Origin of the sequence: Pseudomonas wadenswilerensis, assembly GCF_900497695.1 — a bacterium.
GTDB classification, from domain to species: domain Bacteria; phylum Pseudomonadota; class Gammaproteobacteria; order Pseudomonadales; family Pseudomonadaceae; genus Aquipseudomonas; species Aquipseudomonas wadenswilerensis.
Window position 1 is genome coordinate 208,922 of record NZ_UIDD01000006.1, and the last position, 21,828, is coordinate 230,749.

The following is a 21,828-nucleotide window of genomic DNA, read 5'->3' on the forward strand; positions in this document are numbered from 1 at the left end:
GAAGCAAGACATGTTCAAAAGCACGTTTGCGGATTAATACGCGCCTGCCGGACCGTCATAGGTTAGCAACTGCTGGAACTGATCCGAAGACACGGCGCGGGATATCAGGAAACCCTGAACCTGAGTGCAGTCGATTTTACGCAATAGAGCAAGTTCTTGCGCGGTTTCCACACCTTCGGCCACTACCGTCAACCCCAATTGCCGACCAAGGGTGACAATGCTGGTCAATGCCTGAGCCAGTTCCGCGTTATCGTTGCAACCCTGCACCAGCGCCCGGTCGATCTTCAGCTCGGTAAACGGAGTCGACACCAGGTTCATGTAAGAACTGTAGCCCTTGCCGAAATCATCTTGCGACAGGCCGAAGCCCTTGATCCGCAAACGGCAGGCTCCAGCGTAGAAATTGCTGATGTCCTGAGGCACCGAGCACTCCATCAGTTCGAAGCAAATTTTCCCGGGGATCCCTTGATGCTGAAGGACAAATTCAAGAATACGGTCAGCCAGATCATAGCTGTTAAGCAGGTGAGTCGGCAGGTTGATCGACACTGGAATGTCATAGCCCTGTCGACGCCACTGCGCCTGGGAGTTGATCGCGTACTCCAGTACTCGCCATAACAGGGGTTCCTCCAGATCGAATGCCTTGAGTACTGGCAGAAAAATTCCCGGTAGCAGCATTCCGTGCTCGGGATGTATCCAGCGCACGAGCGCTTCGGCAGCAACAATGCGACCATTGACCAAGGCTTTCTTGGGTTGAAACCAGGCCTGCAGTTCACCGTTGTCCAGAGCCTTGAGGATTGCCTGATGGTCAATGCCCGGCTCGGGAGCGGGTAGGGCGGCATGTTGCAGGCCGATGAGTTGATCGGTCAGGCTGCGCAGTGCGGTGGCCCGCACCGGTTTGGAGATTAAACCGATCACTTTCACCCCCAGGTTACGGGCTACCAGGCTTGCCCCCATCAGCATGCGCCGCGAGGTGGCGCTCATGATGGCGAGAGCAGGCCTGGAGTGTAGGCCGGCCAGCCCCTGGATGAACTGCACGCCATCCATGCCGGGCATCAGCAGGTCGGTGAGTACCAAGTCGAACTCACGGTTTTTCAAACGGGCAAGGGCTTCCTCGCCGTCTCGCGCGCATTCCAGATGGAAATTCCCCAGTTCACTGAACAGGTGCTGCAAGTGCAAATGCTGGAAGGGATGGTCTTCAACAATCAAAATGCTACACAGCTTCATGGACTGCTCTTTCATAAGGCACCAGGCAATTGAACAAGGCCCGCAACGTAAAGGGCTTGACCAGGCAGTGATTCATTCCTGCCGCCAGGCACAACGCTTCTTCACCGCGCATGGCGTTGGCGGTAGCCCCGATGATCGGAGTTGTACAACCTTGTCGGCGCAGTTCTCGAGCCAGTTCGTAGCCATTGAGTCTGGGCATGTTCACGTCGCTCAGAACAATGTCGAATTGTTCGCTGCGCCAGATCGCCAGCGCCTCTTCACCATTGGACGCGAGTTTCACAGTGCAGCCGAGCTCTTCCAGTTGATCGCACAGGATCAACTGGTTGATGACGTTGTCTTCGGCGACCAGGATGTGCAGGTGAAGCTTTTCCAATTGTTGTGACTCTCCGTGCTCGTTGGGCTTGGTTACCCACAGGCCTTGAGCCTGGCAGACTGCCTCATGAATGGCTTGCAGGTGGTTTAGGTTGACCTTCCAGCCGCCGGACATGATCTGCGGCTCGTTGCAGCCATCACCGGTGGCCAGCACCAGCGGGCCGCTCCACTCGGGTACCAGACGCTGGTCGAGAATGCCAGGATGCAGCTCAATCAATACCTTTTGCGAGGTGAGGTCCAAGTGTGACGGACGGCCGACGTGCGGACGGCCCCCCCAGCGACGCAACCAGCCGCTGATAACTTCGGCCAGTTCCCGAATCGGCGAGACCACGTAGACGACTTCCGGCAACAGTTTCGTCATGGCGGTAGGCCGAGAGCCGGTTGAGGGCTTTTCGAGCGGCAGGGTCAGGGAAAAGCTGCTGCCCAGTCCCAGTTCACTGACCATGCGAATATCCCCATTCATCAGATGGGTCAGGCGCTGGCAGATGGGCAGGCCCAGACCGGTACCGGCCACCACGTGGGCGTTGCCTTCGGTCTGGTAGAAGGGCTCGAACAGGAACGGTTGATCGTCCTGTGCGATGCCTTTTCCGGTGTCCGAGACTTGCCACTGCAGGCTCACACGCTCGCCTTCGCAGCTCAGCAGTTTGGCTCGCACCACTACCCGCCCGGAGTCGGTGAATTTTACGGCGTTACTCAGCAGGTTGTTGAGAATCTGACGGATTCGGGTGACATCGCCGATAACCCAATCCGGCAACTGCGGGGCCAGGCAAGCGTACAGTTGCAAACCCTTGCTCTGCGCCGCGGCCGCATAGCCCTGGACCACCTCCTGCACCAGTTCCAGTACAGAAAACCCGCTCAACTCCAGCTCCAGTTGCCCGGCTTCGATTTTCGATACATCCAGCACATCACAAATCAGTTGAAGCAAAGTGGCCGAAGAACCTTCAATAGCTTGCAGATAGCCTTTCTGCTGGGCATCCAGGTGAGTGCGTGCCAGCAGCTCCAGAGTGCCGAGTACACCATACAGCGGCGTGCGAATTTCATGGCTCATGGTGGCCAGAAACAAGGTTTTGGCCTCATTGGCAGCATCGGCCAGCTGCCGTGCCTGTTCCAGTGTATCTTCGATCTGGGTGCGGATGCTGATGTCGCTGAAGGCACACAGCAAGACGTCTTCGCCCTTGTAGCGTGTAGGCGCGCAGCTCAGGTAAAGATGCCGGTCATCGGCGGTTTCAAAGTAATCGGTGAGAATCGGATCGACCGAATCAAAGGCGCGGCGGATCCAGCCAGGGCATAGTTGTTCACGTTCGTGTCCTTGGCCCAGCCATTGTAGGGACAAGGTATTTTCCAGTACTACCTGGCCATCGGTGCGGCGTAATACGCACAGGGCCACCGGCGCGGTCTGGATAACATCGCGGCTGAACAGCTCGCTTTCGACCAACGCCTGAATACGATGGATTGCCGGGGTGATGAAGCGTTGTTCCATACGACGGGTCAGCACCCACACCAGACTGATGCTGAGCAGGCAGAACAACAATGCGCCGCTCAATTGCCGCCATAACGCCGAAATGACGGCCCGCAAATCGATGGAGTACACCAACTGCCAGTCCGAAGATTTCAATTGCTTGCGGATCACCAAATGATCGGGCCACCAACCAGCGCCTAAAAAACCGAAAAAGTTCTGACCCTGAAGCTGCAACAGTTTCTCGCTCAGTGGCGTCACATGACTGTTGGTGAACACCAGCATGCCCTGGGAATTAAGCATCATGAACTCACCGGCGCTTTGATCGCTCAGGGCGGTGGAGACTTCCTGACTGTCCATTTCCAGGCCCAGCCAGCCGGACTCTCGGTCGCGCTCATCCAGTCGAATGAAAATGTAGAGTCGCGGGTGGAGGCTCGATTGCTCGGTCAGCCATAACTCTTCAAGCGCTGGGGCGTCGTTGTGTTTCAAGGCTTCCAGATGACTCAAGATCGTTTTGGACAGCGCGCCGACCACAGGTGTAGCGCTATACAAACGTGACACTTGGTCATTGATCCCGTTGCTCACGTACAACAGGTTGACTTGTTTGGCCTTCAGGAAGTCGCGCATGCGTTGGCTCAGCCAAATGCCCCATTGCCGGCCGGGTGTATGGCCCAGTGACAGGTAAACTTCTTCGTCAGCAACCTTCGGGGCGAATTTGGGCTTACGGATGGCCGACAGGCTCAGGCTTTCCAGCAAGGCTTCACGGGTGGTGAAAAAGGTATGAGCTTCGGCGATCGCGCTGCTCATGTAGCCGCGGCGCTGGGAGATCTCATTGTTGAACGTATACAGCAGGAAGTTATAGACGCCGCCCAGGATGCCGATCAGCAACACCAAGGCAAAGATGCGCAGCAAGCGTCGGGCGGCAGTGGGTGTGGAAAGGACTGGGTTGATTTGATGCAGGCGCGTTTTCAATCTCATTCGCGCACTTTAGGCGGGGCCGCGCGCGCGCGATATAAGACGATCCTTAATTGGTTGGAGGTAATTCATGGTGAACGTGACTTCAGTGTTCGCGGTGCCGGCTTGAAGTTTCTCGTTGGTCAGACGGTAGTAGGCCGCAGACAATGGAATGTTGAAGTTAGTTTCAGAGGGGTTGAAATCAAGGAGCCGATAGACGGTGTCTAGTTTCCTAGGTTTCCCTGCGCCGTTCATCAACTGCAGGCCGATGCCTTTGGCTGTCGAGCCGGTGTTGAACACCACGGTACACTTCTCTTGGTCTGTCACCCGGGTAGTGGCCTAGAGCTGATAGGTCATCTTCTGGATGTCGCCTTGGCATTGGTTGATGGCGATATTGAATTTGATCGCGCAAGGGGTATCGCCGCTTTTGTTAAACTCTTCGAGACGCTAGTCGTCGACCATGGCTACCCTGACGAAGGAGGCTTGCCAGGAGGGAGGGATCACTACGGTGGGGCTGATCAGATTGAATTCTGTAACCATCACCTCATCGACGTGAAACTTATCTAGGTTGCCGATGGGAATTTGATTTTGTAAGGACTGCTCCCCCGATGCCAATTTCAAGCCGTTAGGTTCCTGGCTTATAGGTTATGGCCCTAGAAGATGCATAAGTCATCGTTGTTTTGTATAAGCAACCCGTACTCCCTCCGAAAGAATAGTGAACTCGGTAGGAGAACCCTATCTTTCCTAGTGGGGACGTAGTAGGTCCTACCTTATCGGAAATACCAAATGCCGGACTGGTGACTAAGCCAAATGGAAACCAATAATCTTTAGGGCAAACGACGTCAAGCTTTAGCAACGGAACGTTTTCTTGGTATACAATTGTATTGATGGGCGTATCTTTCGGGGAGGGGAGGGGCATGCCGGTATTGGCCAGGTATCTTCCTATGTGTACGATTTGGGAGGGATATTGCTAAAGTATTTGCCCATTGCGCTTGGACCGCATGCAAGTGTCATTACACAAGCGATGCTAAGACAAGTGCGCATTCGATTTTGCTTGTTTGAAGTGCTCATTTGATAGATCCTATAATTGCTATCGTCGGGACTAATATAGTGATAGTGGTAATTAGCGATAGTCGGGTGTTTCTTGGCCTGTCAGCGACAGCTTACCGTCGGCATTGGATGCGTTTGGAAAACATCAGACAAGTATTCATGCATTTGCTGGCCAGTTTAGGGAATTGAAAGTAGCGCATATGAACTTCCCCGGAATGCCCCGGCCGTGATAGCACCATCGGTACGTAACACTGATTGAATAATGAGAGGCTGTGAAACCGTGCTGGCGGAAATCGAAACAGCGTTGCCCCCCCCCTTGCCATTGACGCTGAGTTCGGAGTGCAATCCGCTGATGCCACTCAGTTGCACGCGCCCCTGCGTATTTGGTGCCACTGCGACGTTAACCGTCGCGCGCCGATTGCAAGAAACGTACGCCGTTGTGATGGCGCGATTACCGTCCAATGCTTCCATGGAAACGCTGCCATGGCGCAGGTCAATGGCGTTTGAGATGCTGCAGGCTAACGGTGGTTCGACAGGGGGGGGCGCGACTATTTGACCGTCCCCCTCTTCAGCGCCGTCACAACGCCAAGTAGGTTTATTTACCTTATAGTCACAAACGAGCACCGATACACTATCCAATGCAGTGTCATCAATATCTCGGATATAGTATCTTAGAAGAGTTCCATGCTGATCAAGTATTCTCGCTAATATATCGCGTTCATTTTCACTTGAGGGGTCGAGATTTTTATCCCGCAAAAGAGTTGGATTAAATGGATCCCCGTACAGGCTTTTGTATGTCACAAATAAATATATTCCGCTTTTTGCTGGCCAGTTCATATTTCGGGAGTTGGGTATACTGTTTTTGCTACTGGTTAGACCTATGCGCCCCCTATAAATATCACCATAAATGAAGTAATTATTAGTGGTCTGGTCCTTGCCAATTCGTATTTCGGCATTGGCATTAATGTTAAAAAGAAAAAACGAAAGCAAAGGCGCAGCCTTTAGCAATTTTTGAATTTGGCGGAGGATTGGGCTGACCATCAACTACCCTTCTTTAGTTATAAGCAACGGAAATTGTTATGGTTGAAGTAAAACCTCCGGCTTGCAGTTCAATCCCGGGCTGAGCAACCAACTCGGCCGCGACATCATTATTGTATGAGGTGTGAGATTTAACGCTGCTATTAGGTTTCCACACCTCCCCTGTTTTAAGGCGTAGCACCTTAATTCCCAGTCCACTTACACTAGTCTTTACAATGTCTGCACTGAACCCAGTTGCGCCTTTAATTGTCAGTAAAATCGACGTATCTTGCGTGCCGCATTTTACATCCAGACCAATTAGTTTTTTATAATGCCCATCAGAAATCCGGGATGTATCGACATTATCGAAACTCACATCGACCTTTCCGCCTGAATTAATCTTGCAGGTGGGCTTCATAACAGACCCCGAAATTGTCACTGTTGCCCTGCCCAACTCGGCAGACCAAGCTGGGGGGGCTAGCAGCCATAGGATAATGATCAAGGAACTGATGCCTAGGCGGACACACAGCTTGAGGTTGTTGCTCATGGGTATGCCACTTCAAAGTTGACGACAGAATTGAACCTGCCGGCCTGAAGATCTTGCCCCTTGAGCAGCTGCAGATAGGCCTTGAAGGGCAAACGTTTATGTTCACCACCTGTTACGTCGTACTGAAGGGCGTCGCCGTTGATTTTTATCTGTTTGCCGGATTCGTTCTCGATGCCAATGGCAACTCCGGACGTGTCACCTTCAATCGCGAGCATTCCTGATAAACCCGCCGCTTCCTGTCCCGTGAAGACAAAGCTCACTTTATTGGCTGTTGCACAGGTAACGATATCGATATAGAACGCCTTACCCGGTGTTTTTTCCATGCGCGACAAGTCTTTCTTGTTGTAGTCGCCAAGGTTGACGGTCTGCTCTGACTTCTCAATGACCAGTTCACATGTCGGCACCACCAGAGCTCCGGAAAAGTTGATTTTTAAATCCTCAGCCAAAGACGAAAGGCTGCATACGTACAGGCCAGTAAAAAAGGTAAGGGCGCGCAGGGAAGACGTCTTCATTTGATGGGCTCTCTAATATGTTCGCTATCGCGATCGCTTCTCACCGACTCTTTTTAATCTGACAGCGTGTCGCCTCACAGGCGTACTTCTGCTTCTGATAACCGCCGTAGTCATTGATAAATGTTAGCACCGGGCTTGTGATAATCCCCGCTGTGAGGGCGATCTGCCGGGAGGAAAACGGGGGCAGCATCACAGGCGTGAATTCGCTACTTTCACGTTTGTCGGAACTGTCTTGCATGTCACTGATGGTCACGTAGTAAGGCGTTGGATTTTCGATTTGAAAACCATGCCCCGCGATGCTTACGGCGAGCCTTTCCTGCCATACATCTCCCGTGTTGGGCGTGATTGCCTTGGGCCGGTAGAACAGTTTTATCTTTGTCTGTAGTGCAATCTGCATGGTGTTCGCTTGTTCGCTGCGCGGCGGCACTTCTCGCAAGTTGAAATAGAACAGCGACTCCCGGTCCTCGGGCAGGCTCGCAACTTCAGGAGTTTTTACTAACTTTACCTGACCGCCTGCGCCGGGTTCTACGCGTTGTAGAGGCGGCAGTACGACTATCGGCCCCGACACTTTTTGGGATTGCTCGTTCTCCACCCACGCTTGAGCCAGGTAGGGCAATTCCTTATTGTCGTTGCGGATATTCAAGCTGACCGACTTATTATCCCCGCCAAAAATGACACGCGTGCGATCCAAGGATATTGCAGCCTGTGCCAGGGAGAAGGGCAGCATGAAAAGACCTGCCAAGAACAAGGGGGTAAGCCGGAATATATCAATACGCATAATGAGTTCTCTATTTACTTAATGGCTCGCATAACAACGCATAGCGCTGTTCGGATTTCAGTTTTTTTGGCAGCGTCACCGTGCATTGTTTTTTGCCTTCCCATCTGACGTCGAATACCGCATCAGGATTGATGCCGGTCAGGTAGGCGAAGCCGCTTTCGGCGACGATGGCCACTTCCCGGGCCGAGGCGTCGTAGACGCTTGCACCGAACGGCGGGTAGCTGCCATCCGGCATCTTCAGGGTGATCATGGCTTTGCTACCCTGGATGATGGAGAGTTTTCGATAGCCGATCGCGCCCTCGGTCAAGGTGGCTTCGGTGACGGACTTCACCGCTTCCATGTCGTCAGCCAGCGTGTTCACATCGATCCGCACGTCTGTGCGGTAGTAGTTGTTTACCGCGGGTAGTACTGCAATACCCATGGTGTTAGTGCGTGCCGAGCTGTTCTGCAACGGCACACCCGCAACACCGTCGGTATCAACCATGATCCGTGTGCCGCCATTGAACGCTGATTGGTGCAACGCTGCCCCCTCGGCGGTGACTGTGGCTCCGCCTTGAAGGGAGACGCCCACGCTTTGCCCATCTGCGGCCTGATACCCGTTCATGCTGATATCCGCCATCGACGTTCTCCGATTGAAGTAGCCCTGGACCCCGTCTCCCCCTCGCCCTGTATTGGCACTGAGCAGATAGCTCTGGTCCTGTTCATACATCGAGTAGCTCGCACCGTGGCGAATACCTTTTCCGTTGGCAAACGTGTCGTAACTGACGCGTCGACCGTCGCCGAACGGCACGGAGATCGACAATGACAGACTTTTGTCCTGCTTCCGATAGGAGCGGGTGTGGTTGAGTGACAACGTTGCAGACACCCCCTTCAGGCCGCCTACTTCAAAGTAGCGGCTTAGAAAAGTACTGAAGCGTTCGGTAGGTTTCTGATCCCAGTAATCCTCGCGCGTGTAAGAAAGATGGCCACTAAACCCCAGGTCAATAAAGGATTTGTTGGCGAGCACGGTGTATACCGCTTTGCTGTTGCGCGTCGTTGTGTGCTCATCCCGAGACTGCAGGAATTCATCCATGGTCAAGAAATCACGCTGCGAAAAACGGTAGCCGGCAAAGGTGATCTCGCTGTTGTACTCGTCAAATCGCTTTGCATAGTTGAGCCTCAGCGAACTGCCTTTGTAGCGTCCCTGGTTAGAGACTTCAGCACGGGCGTGGGTAACATCCGTCGAAATAACCCCAAATTGGTGCAGGTTTCGACCTATGCCCGCGGCCATCGCGGTGTAACCATTAGCCATCAGGTTGCCACCATATACCGACCAATCGCTGTTAACTCCCCAGGATAATTCGCTGCTGGCAAACATTGGATCGGTCATCTTCCGGTCATAGCTCGACGGGCGCCCGATTGTCATGTTGTAGCGAAAACGGCCAGGGCGGCTCAGGTAGGGAATGTTGGCCGTTTCCATCTGGTATTTCTGAACTTGGCCGTTGTCCTGGGTTATTTCCACATCCAGCTTGCCGCTCACCGCACTGTTGAGGTCGCGAATTCGAAACGGTCCAGGTGGCACCATGGTTTCATACAGCACCCGTTCTCCCTGGCGTACCGTAACGCGCGCGGTGCTGTCTGCTACACCGGTCACTTCAGGTGCATAGCCGCGCAGGTTGGGCGGCATCATCTGATCGTCGCTAGCCAAGTTGAGACCGATGTAGCGAAATGAATCGAATAAGCTGGAGTTCAGTTGGTTCTCGCCGACCTGGAGTTTGGCTCCCAGGCTAGGGATGGGGCGAAAGGCATTGAGGTTGTTCCAGGAGAAATTACTCCCAGAGTAACCACTGCGGCGTTGATTGCTGCCCTGAAAGTCACTCCGAATTCGCCAAGCGCCGACGTTGAAACCGGCCGTTCCATTGCCGCTTGTTTGCTGGGAGCGCCCAGAATTCCGGTATTTGCTAACAGAGGTATTGACGTTGTAATCCAGCAGGAAACCGGGAATGCCATGGTCCCACTCCTCGATCGAGCTCCAATTCGGGTCGCTGTACTCCATCCAGGCCTGTGGAATAGTGACAATCAGGGTGGTGCTTTCCATGTCCGGCCTAACCGTGATGCCGGACACGCTTTCCATAGCTACGCACTCCTGTTGGTGCCAGCGACCCAGCATCTCCAGAGCCTCCTGCTTGAGGCCAAACTTGCGGACCAATTCAAAGGGAACGCACGCACGCACCTGACTTTCATCCTCATCAGTGGCATAAAAATTGAAGCTTTGCTCCGCAAGATGCCGATCATTGATCCGCGCGTTCATTAAATACTCTCCGGGTACGATGTAATGCGCCGTACTGAAGTGTGTTAAGTCGATTTTTCCACGGTCTTCAACATCCATCACGTCGAGGTTAAAAACGACAGCGTACGAAGTCTCGGAATGACTGAGTAGATTTATCAGAATAACTACAAATAAGATCAATCTCATAGTTTTCATGCGCTGCCAATAGATAGAGATTTCTGTGGGTCTCGTTAGATATGGTGCAGATTTGAAAAGTATTTGCGTTCTTTTCTGAATGTGGCAATAGTTGTGGCTGGTGAAATAAATAGCGTGAGGATCAAGCCGCAAGCGAAAGAATTTAATTTCTTTTGTTCAGGCTGATTCTTGATTCCCGTTTAAAGTTGAGCATGGCTTTTTGGAGAGCGAGACGCATAAGTGTTGTTGAGTCGCGCTCGCTTCTCTGGCGCGCCGGCATGCTCTGCCAACGCGCACTTATGGAAGGCCAAGAAGTAGCTAATGGTGCTCTTGGACGTTATTCATATGCAAGCTGGAAGTTGGCAACCGCATTAAATTCACCTGGGGTAACGGCAACATCTTTGGCGGTAGTGCCTTTCAGACGTGCGCCAAACAAGAGCGAGTTGTCACCCTCAATCAGTGTGTGCGCAGGCAGTGTCTCGCCGAGCTTGACCTTTTGGTTACCCTTGCTCAACTCAATGCCTGCGCCACGCGCAGTGCCCGCGATGGCCAGCAGTGTTGGGTCGGTAGTGTCAATGTCGCCGCCAAATGTGATTTTGACTTTTTTCATTGTAGTAATATCGCACTGCCGCAGTTCAATGTTGAAGTTTGCAGTGTCGGACATGCCATTATTAGCCAGAACCTTGTTGGAAATCTGGTCCAGCCGAACGGTCTGATCTACGCTCTTTGCATCCAGAGAACAGGGCGCATCAATGATGGAGCCTTCGAAGTTTACTTTCCCACCACCTGGCGCGGCCTGAACAGCAGTGCTACCCAGAGCCAGTGCGCCAATAATAGCTAAAGCAGTCTTGTTAAGACTCATGATCTTGATCCTTCTTTATAAAAAGTTGAGTTAGGGCTGCGCACAGAAAGCTAGGATGGGGAGTCGTACGCGGCACCTAGCCATTTATAGCAAAGAGCTCTATCAAGTTATCTAAGACGATTCTTAAAGTGGTCACTATTTGGAATTTGAAAATTAGCCTTTATGGGGTCACATCAAGGTGCAGGTTCGGGCATCGTCGACGGCACCGGCGTACTGAAGTTTATCGACGGCCTTGGTGCAGCAAAAAACATAGGTATCGCTCTGCTCGACGCTAATGGCGCACTGATCGACCTGAACTCGCCCTCCACTGCCAAAGTCGAGAACACCTTGTAAGATGGTGGTACCTCGCTGAAATTCTCGGCCGCTTACGTCACCACTGGCGCAACGGGCACCGCCGCCGCCGGTCGCGGTGACGCCACCCTGGCGTTCACCCTGCAATACGAATAACCACAGGGTCGGATCTGACGATGTGCGGGGCTTGCAGGCCTCGACATCTCCTTTGAAATCAAGCGGTAAGCACCATGTCCCGTCGTCACTCCATTTCGTTTTGCCTGGACATCCTCCGTGTACTCATCGCCACTCAGGCCAATGCCAGCATTTCCTTGAGCGCTAGCCGTCTTGACTTTGATGGAAAGCACAAGGAAGCCAGCATCACTGTGCGTTACAGCGGTGAAGACGTGTTGATCCAGTCATGGGTTGATAGCGACGCCCCCGATGCGACCTCCGTACCCTTCGGCGTGACCCCGCCCTTGGCACGGGTGGCTGGTAAAGAACAGCGTAACCGCTCCATTAACCCCACATTCAAAGCTGACACCTCATCCCCGAAGCTGTGCTCCCGATTTCTCTCAGGAGCCAGCTCGCCATGATGCGACTCGACGCCAAAGTCGAAAAAGTGTATCTCTATCCCAAACCTGTCGACTTCCGAAAATCCATTGATGGCCTGGCTGCGCTGGTCGAGTTGGATATCAAGGTCGCCGTGTTCGACCCCGTACTTTTCGTTTTCCTCAACAAGTCGCGCAACCGGGTGAAGAGTTTGTACTGGGAACGCAACGGCTTCTGCCTTTGGCTCAAGCGCCTGGAATCTGAGCGATTCAAAACACCGCCTGATGTCACCGACGAGGCGATTGTTCTGACTGTGCAGGAACTCAACTGGATGCTTGACGGTTTCGACCTCTGGCGAAACCGCCCTCATCAGGTTTTGACACCGCGATTCGTGGCCTGATTCGGTATAATCCAGGGCATGATTTCAATGCCCAAAGATCTTCCTGACGACCCTGTGCTGCTCAAGCAACTGCTAGAGCAAATGCTGCTTGAGCGCGAGTCTAATAAGGGCCGCATTGTTCATCTTGAAGAAGAAAAGGCGCTGCTGCGCCAGCGTTTGTTCGGAGGCAAGTCCGAGCAAACAGCCGATCCGACCACACCGCAGCTAGCCCTTTTCAACGAAGCGGAAAGCATCGCCGAGCCTGTCGGCGAAGACGCTGAAGAAGAGGTCGTCGCACCCGCCAAGCGCCGCGGCAAACGCAAACCGCTACCTGCCGACCTGCCACGTATCGAAGTTATCCACGAGCTTCCCGAGCACGAACTGACTTGCGTCTGCGGCTGCCGCAAACACGCCATTGGCGAGGAAGTCAGCGAGCAACTTGAAATCGTGCCGATGCAGATCCGGGTGATCAAACACGTTCGTAAAGCCTACGGTTGCCGCGACTGCGAAACGGCACCAGTCACTGCGGACAAGCCGGCTCGACTGATTGAAAAAAGTATGGCAAGCCCCAGTGTTCTGGCGATGCTGCTGACCACCAAGTACGTGGATGGCTTGCCCCTTCACCGCTTTGAAAAAGTACTGGGCCGGCATGGCATCGATATCCCGCGCCAGACCCTGGCTCGATGGGTTATCCAGTGCGGCGAGCACTTCCAACCGCTGCTGAATTTAATGCGCGATAGCCTGTTGACCAGTCTCGTCATCCACTGCGATGAAACACGTGTGCAGGTGCTGAAGGAGCCCGACCGAGAGCCGAGCAGCCAGTCCTGGATGTGGGTGCAAACCGGCCCGCCCGACAAGCCCGTAATCCTTTTCGACTACTCCACCAGCAGAGCGCAGGAGGTACCGCCGCGCCTGCTCGATGGCTATTGCGGCTATGTGATGACCGATGATTACGCCGGTTACAACGCGCTGGCTGGAGTTTATCGCCTAGGCTGCTGGGCTCACGCACGGCGCAAGTTCGTTGAAGCACAAAAAGTGCAGCCCAAAGGCAAGACCGGGCGCGCTGATATCGTGCTAAACCTGATCAACAAGCTGTATGGGATCGAACGCGACCTCAAGGCTAGCGGCGACGCTGAACGTAAAACCGGGCGTCACGAACAAAGCCTGCCGATCCTGGCTCAGTTGAAGAGCTGGATTGAAAAGACACAACCGCAGGTCACTGCTCAGAACGCCTTGGGCAAAGCCATCAGCTATCTAGCGAGCAACTGGTACAAGCTGGAACGGTATATCGAGGAAGGCTACTTGCCGATCGATAACAACGCCGCCGAACGTGCAATCCGCCCCTTTGTTATCGGAAGAAAGAACTGGTTGTTCAGCGACACACCCAAAGGCGCGACGGCCAGTGCTCAAATTTACAGTTTGGTCGAGATTGCTAAAGCCAACGGCCAAGAGCCCTATGCGTGGCTGCGCCACGCACTTGAGCGCCTGCCAATGGCGGCTTCGGTTGAAGATTACGAAGCTTTGTTGCCATGGAACTGCTCGCCGATATCGCCTAGCTGAGCGCACTACTCAGATGGGCGTCGGTGGGATTATGGACTGTCCATCACAAACTCGACGATGCCTGTCAAATATGAGCGGAGCAACGATCATGGAATACGACGATAAACTGATTGAAGACGCCGTGCTTGCCCTGTTGGCAACCTTCAGTTCCGACAAAGGCAATGCCTGGAAAGGGTTCGACTTCGAGACCATGAATCGATTGCATGAACATGGTTTCATCAGTGACCCGGTGAATAAGAAGAAATCGATCTGGTTGACGGAGGAACGGCTGGAGCGGGGTCGACAGATAGCCGACCAGTTATTTGGGGTGAGAGCTCAAGTGGGGGCATGCATCCAATCCTGATACCTGACTTAGTACTACGGCCATGCTGGGTGAATCTGAGTATCGCCTGATTAAGCGCGCCAACCAGCCTGAAGCCGGTGGAGTTTATGGAGCGCTTACTTTCAACTCAAGTGCCAGCCTCATACGCTTTTGCCTCGATCGCCTCGGTAGTAGTCTCGGAACAGGCGGGTGGAACCATCGATCAAGCCGACGGCAATCCCACGCCACCGGAGCTCCATTGCTAGCATTAGAAGGACTTTATGCAGCGAGCTTGCTGCTTTTACAGCAAGAGATCTTCGACCCAGATGATGAGCTTCGACCACTATCGCAATCAGCGCTGCCAAAGCATCTAGGCTCTCCCTGCGCTCGAGTTTATCAAGTAGGGCTTGAGTGGTTGGTTCGTGTCGCGAGCTGTCCCAAAACATGTCGCAGGTGTTACTGAGCAACACTAACTGAGCTTTGTATTTAGCGTCTTGAAATAACCGTCGAAGTCGATCTTCCGCTTCTTGGTGAAAATCTTCCATCATTACTATCGGATTTTAATAACATTTCTTCTTTGGAGTTCTTTCTTCAGGTGTTTGATCTCTTGCTGTAGAGCATGGTTTTCATGTGCTAGTGAAACTATTTTCATCAACGCTATGTTGTAGTCATCTCTAATGTTGTCCAAACGCTCTTGAGCAGCTTTCTTAAGGCTTTTTTGCTTTTTGACTTCTTGGGCAGACGTTGGCTTTGATTGTGCCTGCTGAACGACGGCGGCAGCTTCGATTTCAGCGATTAGTGACGCGTTTGAAACGCGGCTATTTTTAATTGAGCCGCGCTTGCGGCCGGCTTCAAGAGCCACCGTATCCTTGTTGATCGCCGAGCCTTTCGGGACAATCTGCGGTTTATTTTCAATCAGCCGGCACAGTGCCGCACGATAGTTTTCAAGAGCGCTCATGCCAACTCCCTGACCTTCCCCAGTAGACCGTACTTTTCCAGTTTTTCATATATCGCCCTGATCTCGGATTCAATCTGTTTATGCTGCGGGTTCTCTGGAACGAACAGGGATTGTCCACGCTTCAGGTTGTTCAGTCCACGCTTGATATTCTTCAGGCTGCGGTCATCATCGAGAATAGATTTCTCACAATCCAGACAAGCAAAGATACTGGTGAACGAAAGCTTGTCGCACGGTTCTAGACTCGTACAGCCACCATTCGGGCCAGGCTTGTAAACCATCTCACCCTTTTCGAACTTCTTTTGTGTGGCTCCCCGATCTGTTGTGATAATGAGCGGCCGACCCTTATCGCGTGCTGCCTGAATACGACTACCTTCGCCACCCCAAAGCCGGCTCGTGCTGTTGATGACATTTACTTCGTAGTCGATAAACTGGGCTTTGCGGCGCTCGTACTCCAATTCATCCAACCAAAGCTGCGACTCTTCGGTCTGGAGGAAGTTAACGGCAAAGGCATTCCCCCTGCGATAGTACGAGGCCATAACCTCAGTCAGTTGCTTAAATTGCAGCCCTAACGAGCCCACGGAAACCATTCCCGAGCGCGCTGAATAAACGGCCAGCGAGCGCCGGCACTGGTGAGTTGCCAGCGGCCACGCTTGGCCGACTTTAACGTCAGGATCATTACGCCAATTCCGAAAGCCGTCAAACTGCTCCAACTCACGAATATCTGCTTCCTGAATAACCATATCAGGCAATCGGGCCATGATAGTATTTAGGCGGTAAGTTGGGCTGCCCCCCGCAATAGCGGCGCCACTAAATACTTGATAGTCACCGGGTCGACCGAGCGTCGGAAAGAGCGGGTACTGGCTCAAATCAGATTCATCAAACTCGTGTCGCAGTGCTGCGACCTTACCAACATATCGGGCCGCGATGACGCCTTTCTCAACAATGGGGGTCGTAATCCAAAATGTTTCTGTTTGATTTTCACCGGCGATCTTCGACGTATAACCGCGCAAAATAGTAATATCCACGCCAGCTGCGCATATTTTTGTAAACGTGTCGGCAGGCAGATGCAGGGCTTCATTATCTCGCATGCCTGAGAACAAATGAATCCAGTATTTTGCGGCTAGTTGAATTTGACCAAGATATCCAAATAGTCCACGCCAGTCCTTAACTGAAAATCTCTCAAAAATCGAACCCAACATCGTTTGTGAAACTGCCTTAGCCCAGTGAATAGTGTCTTTGTAACGAGCGTTGTCATGCATAGACATGCCGAAATGTGGGTTGTCCTTTCTCCGCCGGCAAAACTCAACTATTGCTTTGCCATTGTCATTGAAGGCATCGAGTTCAGCATCAAGCGCAGAAATAAGCGCAGCGTAGAGGCGCGACGGAATAAGCTTCGTTTGTTTAGGCTCATCTCTTTGTGTTTTAGGATACTCATCGTATAGGGCTTGCATACGCTCGATAAGCACATATTCTGCCGGCGCAAGGTTAAACTCCCGGTGCTTTAGTCGCACATCAAAGAGTTCTTTGAACAGCTTCAGTATATCGCGCATCTGGCCTCGGCCTAGCTCGGCAAAGCTTGGCAGCAGCAATTGATTTAAGTTTGCGTCCTCGAATAGCTCGCTCAGTGACAGGTTGTTATTGAACGCTAGGCGTGCCAGATTATTAATTGCTGAAATTTTAATGGAGTTGGGCTTGCGTGGTCTGCGATATAAATACATTCGCGCCAGTTGAGTTCGCTTCATTTCCTCGATAATTAATGTTGCTAGCTGATTATTCGTCGAATCCTCGGTCCACCTAACGAAGTTATAGACGCATCTCCCTTGCGCGTCGTACGGTTTCATATTCCACGAGTTATGTTTATAATACGAAGCGACCGATCCATCCGTCGTGCGCGAAATGACAAAGTCGCCTTCAACAGAGAGGTAGTGCGATGGACTGGCGCAGCTATCGGGCAACTGATGCTCTTGCCACTGGTTGAGCTGCAGATGGGCAATAAGGCTCACGATACCGCTCCAAGCGTAACGAATGTATCGAAGTGAATAGCCCAGAAATCATCAAGCTCACCGCATTCGACCTCAATTCGCACCCGGTTAATAGTTTCCGCGCTGCCGGGGTCGGCGTCTCGTATGGCTGATAGCACTTCGTCAATACGATGGACCGTCGGGCTGAATTTGTTTTGCCAATGGTCAATCGGCTGTTTTGCTTTTGTCGCATGAATTAGATAGCGTAACGAGAGCAAGCGACGAATATCCTCTTCATCGGCGTGAACGGCGTAGTGCGCGCAAAACAGGCAGGTTTCTGGGTCACGGCAAGCGGGTGCAGGGGCCAGTGCAGTAAACCCCTGTGCACGCTCAGGCTCCGCTTCAGGCGTTTTTTCACACAACCCTGTACCAGTGGTGGCCTCCAGCCTCCTTTCTTCGATAATACGCACTGGAATTCGCTCTTTAGAGCGCGTGCGATCAATCGCCGCCTGGTGCATCAACTCAAAGAAGCCGGCCATTTCCGCTGCGAAGTCTTCCAGTGCTGGTCGGCTATACGATTGGCGAACCGTATCTTCGGTATTGCCCAGCTTTTCGGCGGTCAACGCCATGTCGCCGCCACTGAGCTTCACATATTGATAACTGACGTTTTTCCGCCACTGCGTTGGAGTTACCCAAGCCGTCTTGGGTAACGCTTTAGCGAAGTATGTCTTCAAGCGAGCAATCTGCTGGCTGCCCACTGACGACTTCCCATATTCCTGTGAGTAAATCGGAAACACCAGTGCACTATCGCTGCCATTCAAAACCCACTTGCGCAACTCAAGATATTTCTTGAATACGGGTGTGAACCTTACGCCGAACTCTGGGTTAACGGTTTTTCCGCCCGCCCGCGCCTTGGTTCCTGAGAAGCGCTTACCCTGTGTGCTGGGTATGAATTTAAGCGTATCGACTTCAAGATTTTGAGCGACACTAAGATTGCAGCCCGTAGCGGCGATGAATGCCAGCATGCCCGCTACCACAGCCTGAGCACCGATCCATTGCCTCAGAGCAGATCGCAAGTCCTTGTCGTTTTTTTTAAGACGTTTTCTTGTGTTGTCGTAAATGGCTCTTTCGATTTCCAACGCAGCACTATCACCCACCAGGCCGAAGTGTGCCTTTACCTTACCCCAGTCAGGGAATTCCGGCGACTGAATCAGCATGGACGAAAGTTTAAAGTTTGCGGCTTTGCACTTCTCGCTAAAAATTAGCTTTGAGTACTGATAACATGACTCACCGTTGGGTGAAACGAAATGCAGCGGAAGCGAACCGCCCCCCAATCAGGATGCGATATGCTTCATCAATGTAATAAATAAGTGCGGCAAATGTTCGTGCTTGGATATCGGTATTCGGGAAATTCAGGTTTACGTGGTTCGCGTTATTGATTTTATGAGGAATATATGTGGCGACGCTTCTGGCTTCGGCTTCACTGAGGCCAGTTGCGCACATTACCGCTATTCGCGCGGCAGCTTGATAGCCGCATGCAGTGCTTTGTTTAATTCGCTGGCCACGGATGCCCGAGCTACTCAAGCGATGCAGCAAATATCGGGTGTATTCGCTATAGGCTTGTTTAAGGGCCGGCATGTCATCAAAAGCGTAGGGCTGCTTTTGAGCGTCAATCCAACTAATAAAAGCGTTTATATTCCTAAACGCTTGAATTGCAGACGACGCGCTGCGTTTTTCTCTTAAGATCTCGACTAGTGTCTGCACGAAAGGATTTCTTGCTTTGTCGAGCGAGGACAGATCGACCGGACAGCCAACATTATGAGGGTCTGACTTACCCCGGCGCCTATAGCACAGCGACCCTACATCTAGGTATCGTTTGCCCACATTGCTCGGATTATCAATCATCAGTACCGCGAGTTGCGGTTGGATGATCAAAAAATTTTCGTCCTTTGCGTCGATAATCACGATCTGTCGCTGAGTAAAATCATTTTTCATGCAAGTCTGTCCACATTGGCTGATGTGTTTACATGCTCGAATAGCTTTCTTTCAAACTCATGCTGAACACTATTCTTCCATTTTAGGCGCGACTTGTACTGTAAGTACTGCATGGTCGTTTTTATATTTGCATGCCCCATGCGCTGCCGAACATACTCCAATGCGGCAGTAATTTGTTGCTCGCCTAAGTGGCGCAACTGGCTTTCGAGTAGGTTCATGCCGAAGGTTGCACGCAGGTCATGGAACGTAAAATCTTGAAAATCTTGAATTTCCCTTCGAGTGCGCGGTACGAGCATCTCTCTGATGTGCTTGCGCAGAGAGCCACCATCCTGAATTGCAACGCCTTCGGCTCGGGTAACAAGCCTGGCATACTCATTTACGTTTTCATTGCGGCGATCAAACAGCTCCTGCTTGCTCGTGTAGTAGGGAACACCGTTATTGCTCAGAAACACATAGTTATCGGCGGACTCACGGTAAAAAGACCGCGCACGGCGCTTTTTAGCCTCTTTACTGTTGACATAAATTCGCAGGTCTTGGACAAGCCACCCGGGAACAAGCAGCGTCATGCACTTGCCACGCTTCGTATCAACTTGTGTGCCGGCACCTATGGGAAGTCGCAGGTAGCCGTTGCTGTCTAGTACGCCATCTAGATGCTTAAGCCTGAGAGTCCCAATCGTCTGAACTCGCGCGCCTGTGAATAGGGATAAATAGAACATCAGTTGATATTCGCGTGGTGACTCAAGAAGCACTTTCAAAATACTTGATTGCTCATCAAGAGTAAGAGGGCGCAGATCACCACCGTCATTGATGTATTCGGCCTGTCGCTGATTTTTCGGATTTTGAATGGCAAGATTATGCGAATTGATCCTCAGGTTTTTCGGGATGCCATATGCTGTGGTGACGCTGACATATTTCTTGATCTCGGTAAATGCGACGTTCTCTATATGAGCATCATCGACGAGATACCAATGCACTATCCCTCGATAAAAATTGACCACGGCATTGATTCGGGCGCTGGCTGTGCTTGCAGAAAGCTGGCCGCTCGATACAAAATCAATCAAACGCTGACGGTAGCGGTAGGTGACTTTTAGACGGTCATTTGTAGGAAAATAGAGATAATCGAGGCCTTCTTCTTCGACAAAACGCAGGAAGTCGAGCAGATGATCTGCAATCCCCCGGAATGTCCTTGACTCGTAGCCTACCTCACGCTGGAGCTTCGCGGTCAGGTACAGGTTCCCGATGGTCCAGGGCTCGCCGTCGCTTTGAATTAGTACTGGAAAGTTTGGAAAGTATCTAGGTTCTATCGGATTGAATTCATGACTAGGGAGACTCTCAGAGTTCCCGTCTTGATCATTTTCGAGGAATTTTAGGCTGAGCAGGCGGAACTCAGGAATGAGGATTCGCCGCGCTTTGGAGTCATAGCGTCCTTGGCCTGTTTTGCTCCTGACCCGATATCGCATTCTTCCCGTCCGCTCACAAAACTCCTATTTGTCCATATGCTAATGAGTGCGGATTAAGATGTCTATTCTCGTTAGTTCGGATTATCGTCGAAGATCATCAGGCTCGGCAAGTGTGCCAACACCCGGGCAACCCCGCCAAGGCCGCTGGTAAAGCCGTTGATCAGCTGTTGTTCCTGGCGATAGCGCGCCTGGCGCTCGGTGCTGAGGCCGGGCGGCATCTGCGGCTCGATCAGGCCCCAGGGCACCGGTGACCAGACCAGCAGGTACATGGCCATGACTTCGGCGAAGGTCACCAGGTGGTTGTCGGCGTTGCTGCTGGTGAAAATCGGCTTGCGCGTGCCGCCGAAAAATCGCTCGCGCAGGGTTTCGTTGCTCTCCAGTGCGGGCAACAGGTCGGCGCGGTGGTAATAGCTGGCCGGATGCTGGTAAAGCGCAGCGCTGTTGTCCACCACCGCCCCTTGCAGGTGCTCGCCAAACAGCCCCAGGCGCTCGATCAGCGCATGAATGGCCCGCAGCATGGGGCCGGCGACATCGTCGGCATACACCTGGTCGCCGCTCATCATCAGCAGGGCAGGGCGCTGCAATGGCGCGGGGTTTTCCAGCAACAGGCGGTCGGCGCACAGCAGGCCGTCTGCTGCCGGGTGATGGGGTTTACGGCATGAGCCGTGGAGCAATTGCTCCAGCTGCGAACACAACACGAAGTTCGGCCGTTGCGCACCCGGATATAGCAGGTGCGGGGCGTACTGGGCGATGCCTTGGGTGTTGAGGATCAGGTCGTAGTCGATCTGCTCATCGCGCGGCAGCGGGTTGTCGAGGGTGATGTCGAGCAGATGGACAAAAGCGTGGCGACCGATCGGCATAACCGTGCAGTTGATATCGGCGCTAACGCCTGCGCAGCTCAGTTGCAGCTCGGCTTGCAGGGGCTCGGAGGCTACCAGCCAGAACACGATTCGCGTGGGTTCGAGGCGGCGCAGCAACGGGCCGGCCAGTACCAAGGGCAAAGAAGATGCATCGGTTATCGACAACGGAGAAGGCACCACAAGATTGGGAGGTCAGGTTGATCTGGGGCTGCTGTGCAGCCCATCGCTGGCAAGCCAGCTCCCACAGGTACTGCATTCATCGGACCTTGTGGGAGCTGGCTTGCCAGCGATTGCAGGCGACGCGAACTGATTGATGCTCC

Annotated in this window: 17 protein-coding genes and 3 pseudogenes; 5 read left to right on the top strand and 15 right to left on the bottom strand. The window is 52.7% G+C overall.

What is annotated here, in order from left to right; genetic code table 11:
- Window positions 1–33: 33 nt before the first annotated feature.
- From pvrR to CCOS864_RS09830, 9 genes are all read right to left on the bottom strand, one after another.
- On the bottom strand, window positions 34–1,221 hold the full coding sequence (pvrR, locus tag CCOS864_RS09795; RefSeq protein ID WP_115086120.1) for a response regulator cyclic di-GMP phosphodiesterase PvrR: 1,188 nt from the start codon (window positions 1,219–1,221) through the stop codon (window positions 34–36).
- Window positions 1,208–4,027: an ATP-binding protein gene (locus CCOS864_RS09800; protein WP_115086121.1), complete on the bottom strand. Its 2,820-nt coding sequence runs from the start codon at window positions 4,025–4,027 to the stop codon at window positions 1,208–1,210. The genes pvrR and CCOS864_RS09800 overlap by 14 nt, the downstream gene beginning before the upstream one ends.
- A 9-nt stretch (window positions 4,028–4,036) precedes the next feature.
- Window positions 4,037–4,306, bottom strand: coding sequence for a fimbrial protein (locus CCOS864_RS28395; protein WP_244211894.1), 270 nt, complete (start codon window positions 4,304–4,306; stop codon window positions 4,037–4,039).
- A 924-nt stretch (window positions 4,307–5,230) separates the two neighbouring features.
- Window positions 5,231–6,094: an MrpH family fimbial adhesin gene (locus tag CCOS864_RS28020; protein ID WP_148708523.1), complete on the bottom strand. Its 864-nt coding sequence runs from the start codon at window positions 6,092–6,094 to the stop codon at window positions 5,231–5,233.
- A gap of 13 nt (window positions 6,095–6,107) precedes the next feature.
- Window positions 6,108–6,617: a fimbrial protein gene (locus CCOS864_RS09810; RefSeq protein WP_115086122.1), complete on the bottom strand. Its 510-nt coding sequence runs from the start codon at window positions 6,615–6,617 to the stop codon at window positions 6,108–6,110.
- Entirely contained in the window at window positions 6,614–7,129 is a 516-nt protein-coding gene (locus CCOS864_RS09815; protein ID WP_115086123.1) for a fimbrial protein, read from the bottom strand. The genes CCOS864_RS09810 and CCOS864_RS09815 overlap by 4 nt, the downstream gene beginning before the upstream one ends.
- A 40-nt stretch (window positions 7,130–7,169) precedes the next feature.
- Window positions 7,170–7,907 carry a fimbrial biogenesis chaperone gene (locus tag CCOS864_RS09820; protein WP_115086124.1) on the bottom strand — a complete coding sequence of 246 codons (738 nt, stop codon included), beginning with the start codon at window positions 7,905–7,907 and terminating at the stop codon, window positions 7,170–7,172.
- Window positions 7,908–7,917: 10 nt separating this feature from the next.
- Window positions 7,918–10,371, bottom strand: coding sequence for a fimbria/pilus outer membrane usher protein (locus CCOS864_RS09825; protein WP_115086125.1), 2,454 nt, complete (start codon window positions 10,369–10,371; stop codon window positions 7,918–7,920).
- 316 nt (window positions 10,372–10,687) lie between these two features.
- On the bottom strand, window positions 10,688–11,212 hold the full coding sequence (locus tag CCOS864_RS09830) for a fimbrial protein (RefSeq protein WP_115086126.1): 525 nt from the start codon (window positions 11,210–11,212) through the stop codon (window positions 10,688–10,690).
- Window positions 11,213–11,389: 177 nt separating this feature from the next.
- On the opposite strand from CCOS864_RS09830, the pseudogene CCOS864_RS09835 reads away from it, so the two are divergent.
- The 5 genes and pseudogenes from CCOS864_RS09835 to CCOS864_RS09855 form a co-directional block, all read left to right on the top strand.
- Window positions 11,390–11,659 (top strand): annotated as a pseudogene (locus CCOS864_RS09835) (fimbrial protein); the annotation flags it as partial.
- 74 nt (window positions 11,660–11,733) lie between these two features.
- Window positions 11,734–11,991 (top strand): annotated as a pseudogene (locus CCOS864_RS09840) (fimbrial biogenesis chaperone); the annotation flags it as partial.
- Between the two features lie 83 nt (window positions 11,992–12,074).
- The gene (tnpB, locus tag CCOS864_RS09845; RefSeq protein ID WP_244211895.1) at window positions 12,075–12,434 is read left to right on the top strand and encodes an IS66 family insertion sequence element accessory protein TnpB; all 360 of its coding nucleotides are present in this window, start codon (window positions 12,075–12,077) and stop codon (window positions 12,432–12,434) included.
- Between the two features lie 18 nt (window positions 12,435–12,452).
- Entirely contained in the window at window positions 12,453–13,973 is a 1,521-nt protein-coding gene (gene tnpC, locus CCOS864_RS09850) for an IS66 family transposase (protein WP_115086128.1), read from the top strand.
- Window positions 13,974–14,061: 88 nt separating this feature from the next.
- On the top strand, window positions 14,062–14,316 hold the full coding sequence (locus CCOS864_RS09855; RefSeq protein WP_115086348.1) for a DUF6429 family protein: 255 nt from the start codon (window positions 14,062–14,064) through the stop codon (window positions 14,314–14,316).
- 508 nt (window positions 14,317–14,824) lie between these two features.
- Here CCOS864_RS09855 and CCOS864_RS09865 read toward each other — a convergent pair.
- The 6 genes and pseudogenes from CCOS864_RS09865 to CCOS864_RS09890 form a co-directional block, all read right to left on the bottom strand.
- Complete coding sequence (locus CCOS864_RS09865; protein WP_115086129.1) at window positions 14,825–15,232, bottom strand: hypothetical protein; 408 nt, start codon at window positions 15,230–15,232, stop codon at window positions 14,825–14,827.
- Window positions 15,229–17,235 (bottom strand): hypothetical protein, encoded by a 2,007-nt coding sequence (locus tag CCOS864_RS09870; RefSeq protein ID WP_115086130.1) that lies wholly within the window; start codon window positions 17,233–17,235, stop codon window positions 15,229–15,231. Before CCOS864_RS09870 ends, CCOS864_RS09865 begins: the two co-directional genes overlap by 4 nt.
- Window positions 17,232–18,410: a hypothetical protein gene (locus tag CCOS864_RS09875; protein WP_115086131.1), complete on the bottom strand. Its 1,179-nt coding sequence runs from the start codon at window positions 18,408–18,410 to the stop codon at window positions 17,232–17,234. Before CCOS864_RS09875 ends, CCOS864_RS09870 begins: the two co-directional genes overlap by 4 nt.
- 70 nt (window positions 18,411–18,480) lie before the next feature.
- Window positions 18,481–19,188: a hypothetical protein gene (locus CCOS864_RS09880; RefSeq protein WP_115086132.1), complete on the bottom strand. Its 708-nt coding sequence runs from the start codon at window positions 19,186–19,188 to the stop codon at window positions 18,481–18,483.
- Window positions 19,185–20,648 carry a tyrosine-type recombinase/integrase gene (locus CCOS864_RS09885; protein WP_115086133.1) on the bottom strand — a complete coding sequence of 488 codons (1,464 nt, stop codon included), beginning with the start codon at window positions 20,646–20,648 and terminating at the stop codon, window positions 19,185–19,187. Before CCOS864_RS09885 ends, CCOS864_RS09880 begins: the two co-directional genes overlap by 4 nt.
- A gap of 80 nt (window positions 20,649–20,728) precedes the next feature.
- Window positions 20,729–21,667: pseudogene (locus CCOS864_RS09890) on the bottom strand (alkaline phosphatase family protein); the annotation flags it as partial.
- Window positions 21,668–21,828 lie beyond the last annotated feature (161 nt).

Coding starts and splice junctions, on each gene's coding strand:
- tnpC (WP_115086128.1), top strand. CDS start 12,453: ATGATTTCAATGCCCAAAGATCTTCCTGACGACCCTGTGCTGCTCAAG.
- CCOS864_RS28020 (WP_148708523.1), bottom strand. CDS start 6,094: ATGGTCAGCCCAATCCTCCGCCAAATTCAAAAATTGCTAAAGGCTGCG.
- CCOS864_RS09800 (WP_115086121.1), bottom strand. CDS start 4,027: ATGAGATTGAAAACGCGCCTGCATCAAATCAACCCAGTCCTTTCCACA.
- CCOS864_RS09885 (WP_115086133.1), bottom strand. CDS start 20,648: ATGCGATATCGGGTCAGGAGCAAAACAGGCCAAGGACGCTATGACTCC.
- CCOS864_RS09875 (WP_115086131.1), bottom strand. CDS start 18,410: ATGCTGATTCAGTCGCCGGAATTCCCTGACTGGGGTAAGGTAAAGGCA.
- pvrR (WP_115086120.1), bottom strand. CDS start 1,221: ATGAAGCTGTGTAGCATTTTGATTGTTGAAGACCATCCCTTCCAGCAT.
- CCOS864_RS09825 (WP_115086125.1), bottom strand. CDS start 10,371: ATGAAAACTATGAGATTGATCTTATTTGTAGTTATTCTGATAAATCTA.
- CCOS864_RS09865 (WP_115086129.1), bottom strand. CDS start 15,232: ATGAGCGCTCTTGAAAACTATCGTGCGGCACTGTGCCGGCTGATTGAA.
- CCOS864_RS09820 (WP_115086124.1), bottom strand. CDS start 7,907: ATGCGTATTGATATATTCCGGCTTACCCCCTTGTTCTTGGCAGGTCTT.
- CCOS864_RS09815 (WP_115086123.1), bottom strand. CDS start 7,129: ATGAAGACGTCTTCCCTGCGCGCCCTTACCTTTTTTACTGGCCTGTAC.
- tnpB (WP_244211895.1), top strand. CDS start 12,075: ATGATGCGACTCGACGCCAAAGTCGAAAAAGTGTATCTCTATCCCAAA.
- CCOS864_RS09810 (WP_115086122.1), bottom strand. CDS start 6,617: ATGAGCAACAACCTCAAGCTGTGTGTCCGCCTAGGCATCAGTTCCTTG.
- CCOS864_RS09830 (WP_115086126.1), bottom strand. CDS start 11,212: ATGAGTCTTAACAAGACTGCTTTAGCTATTATTGGCGCACTGGCTCTG.
- CCOS864_RS09855 (WP_115086348.1), top strand. CDS start 14,062: ATGGAATACGACGATAAACTGATTGAAGACGCCGTGCTTGCCCTGTTG.
- CCOS864_RS09880 (WP_115086132.1), bottom strand. CDS start 19,188: ATGAAAAATGATTTTACTCAGCGACAGATCGTGATTATCGACGCAAAG.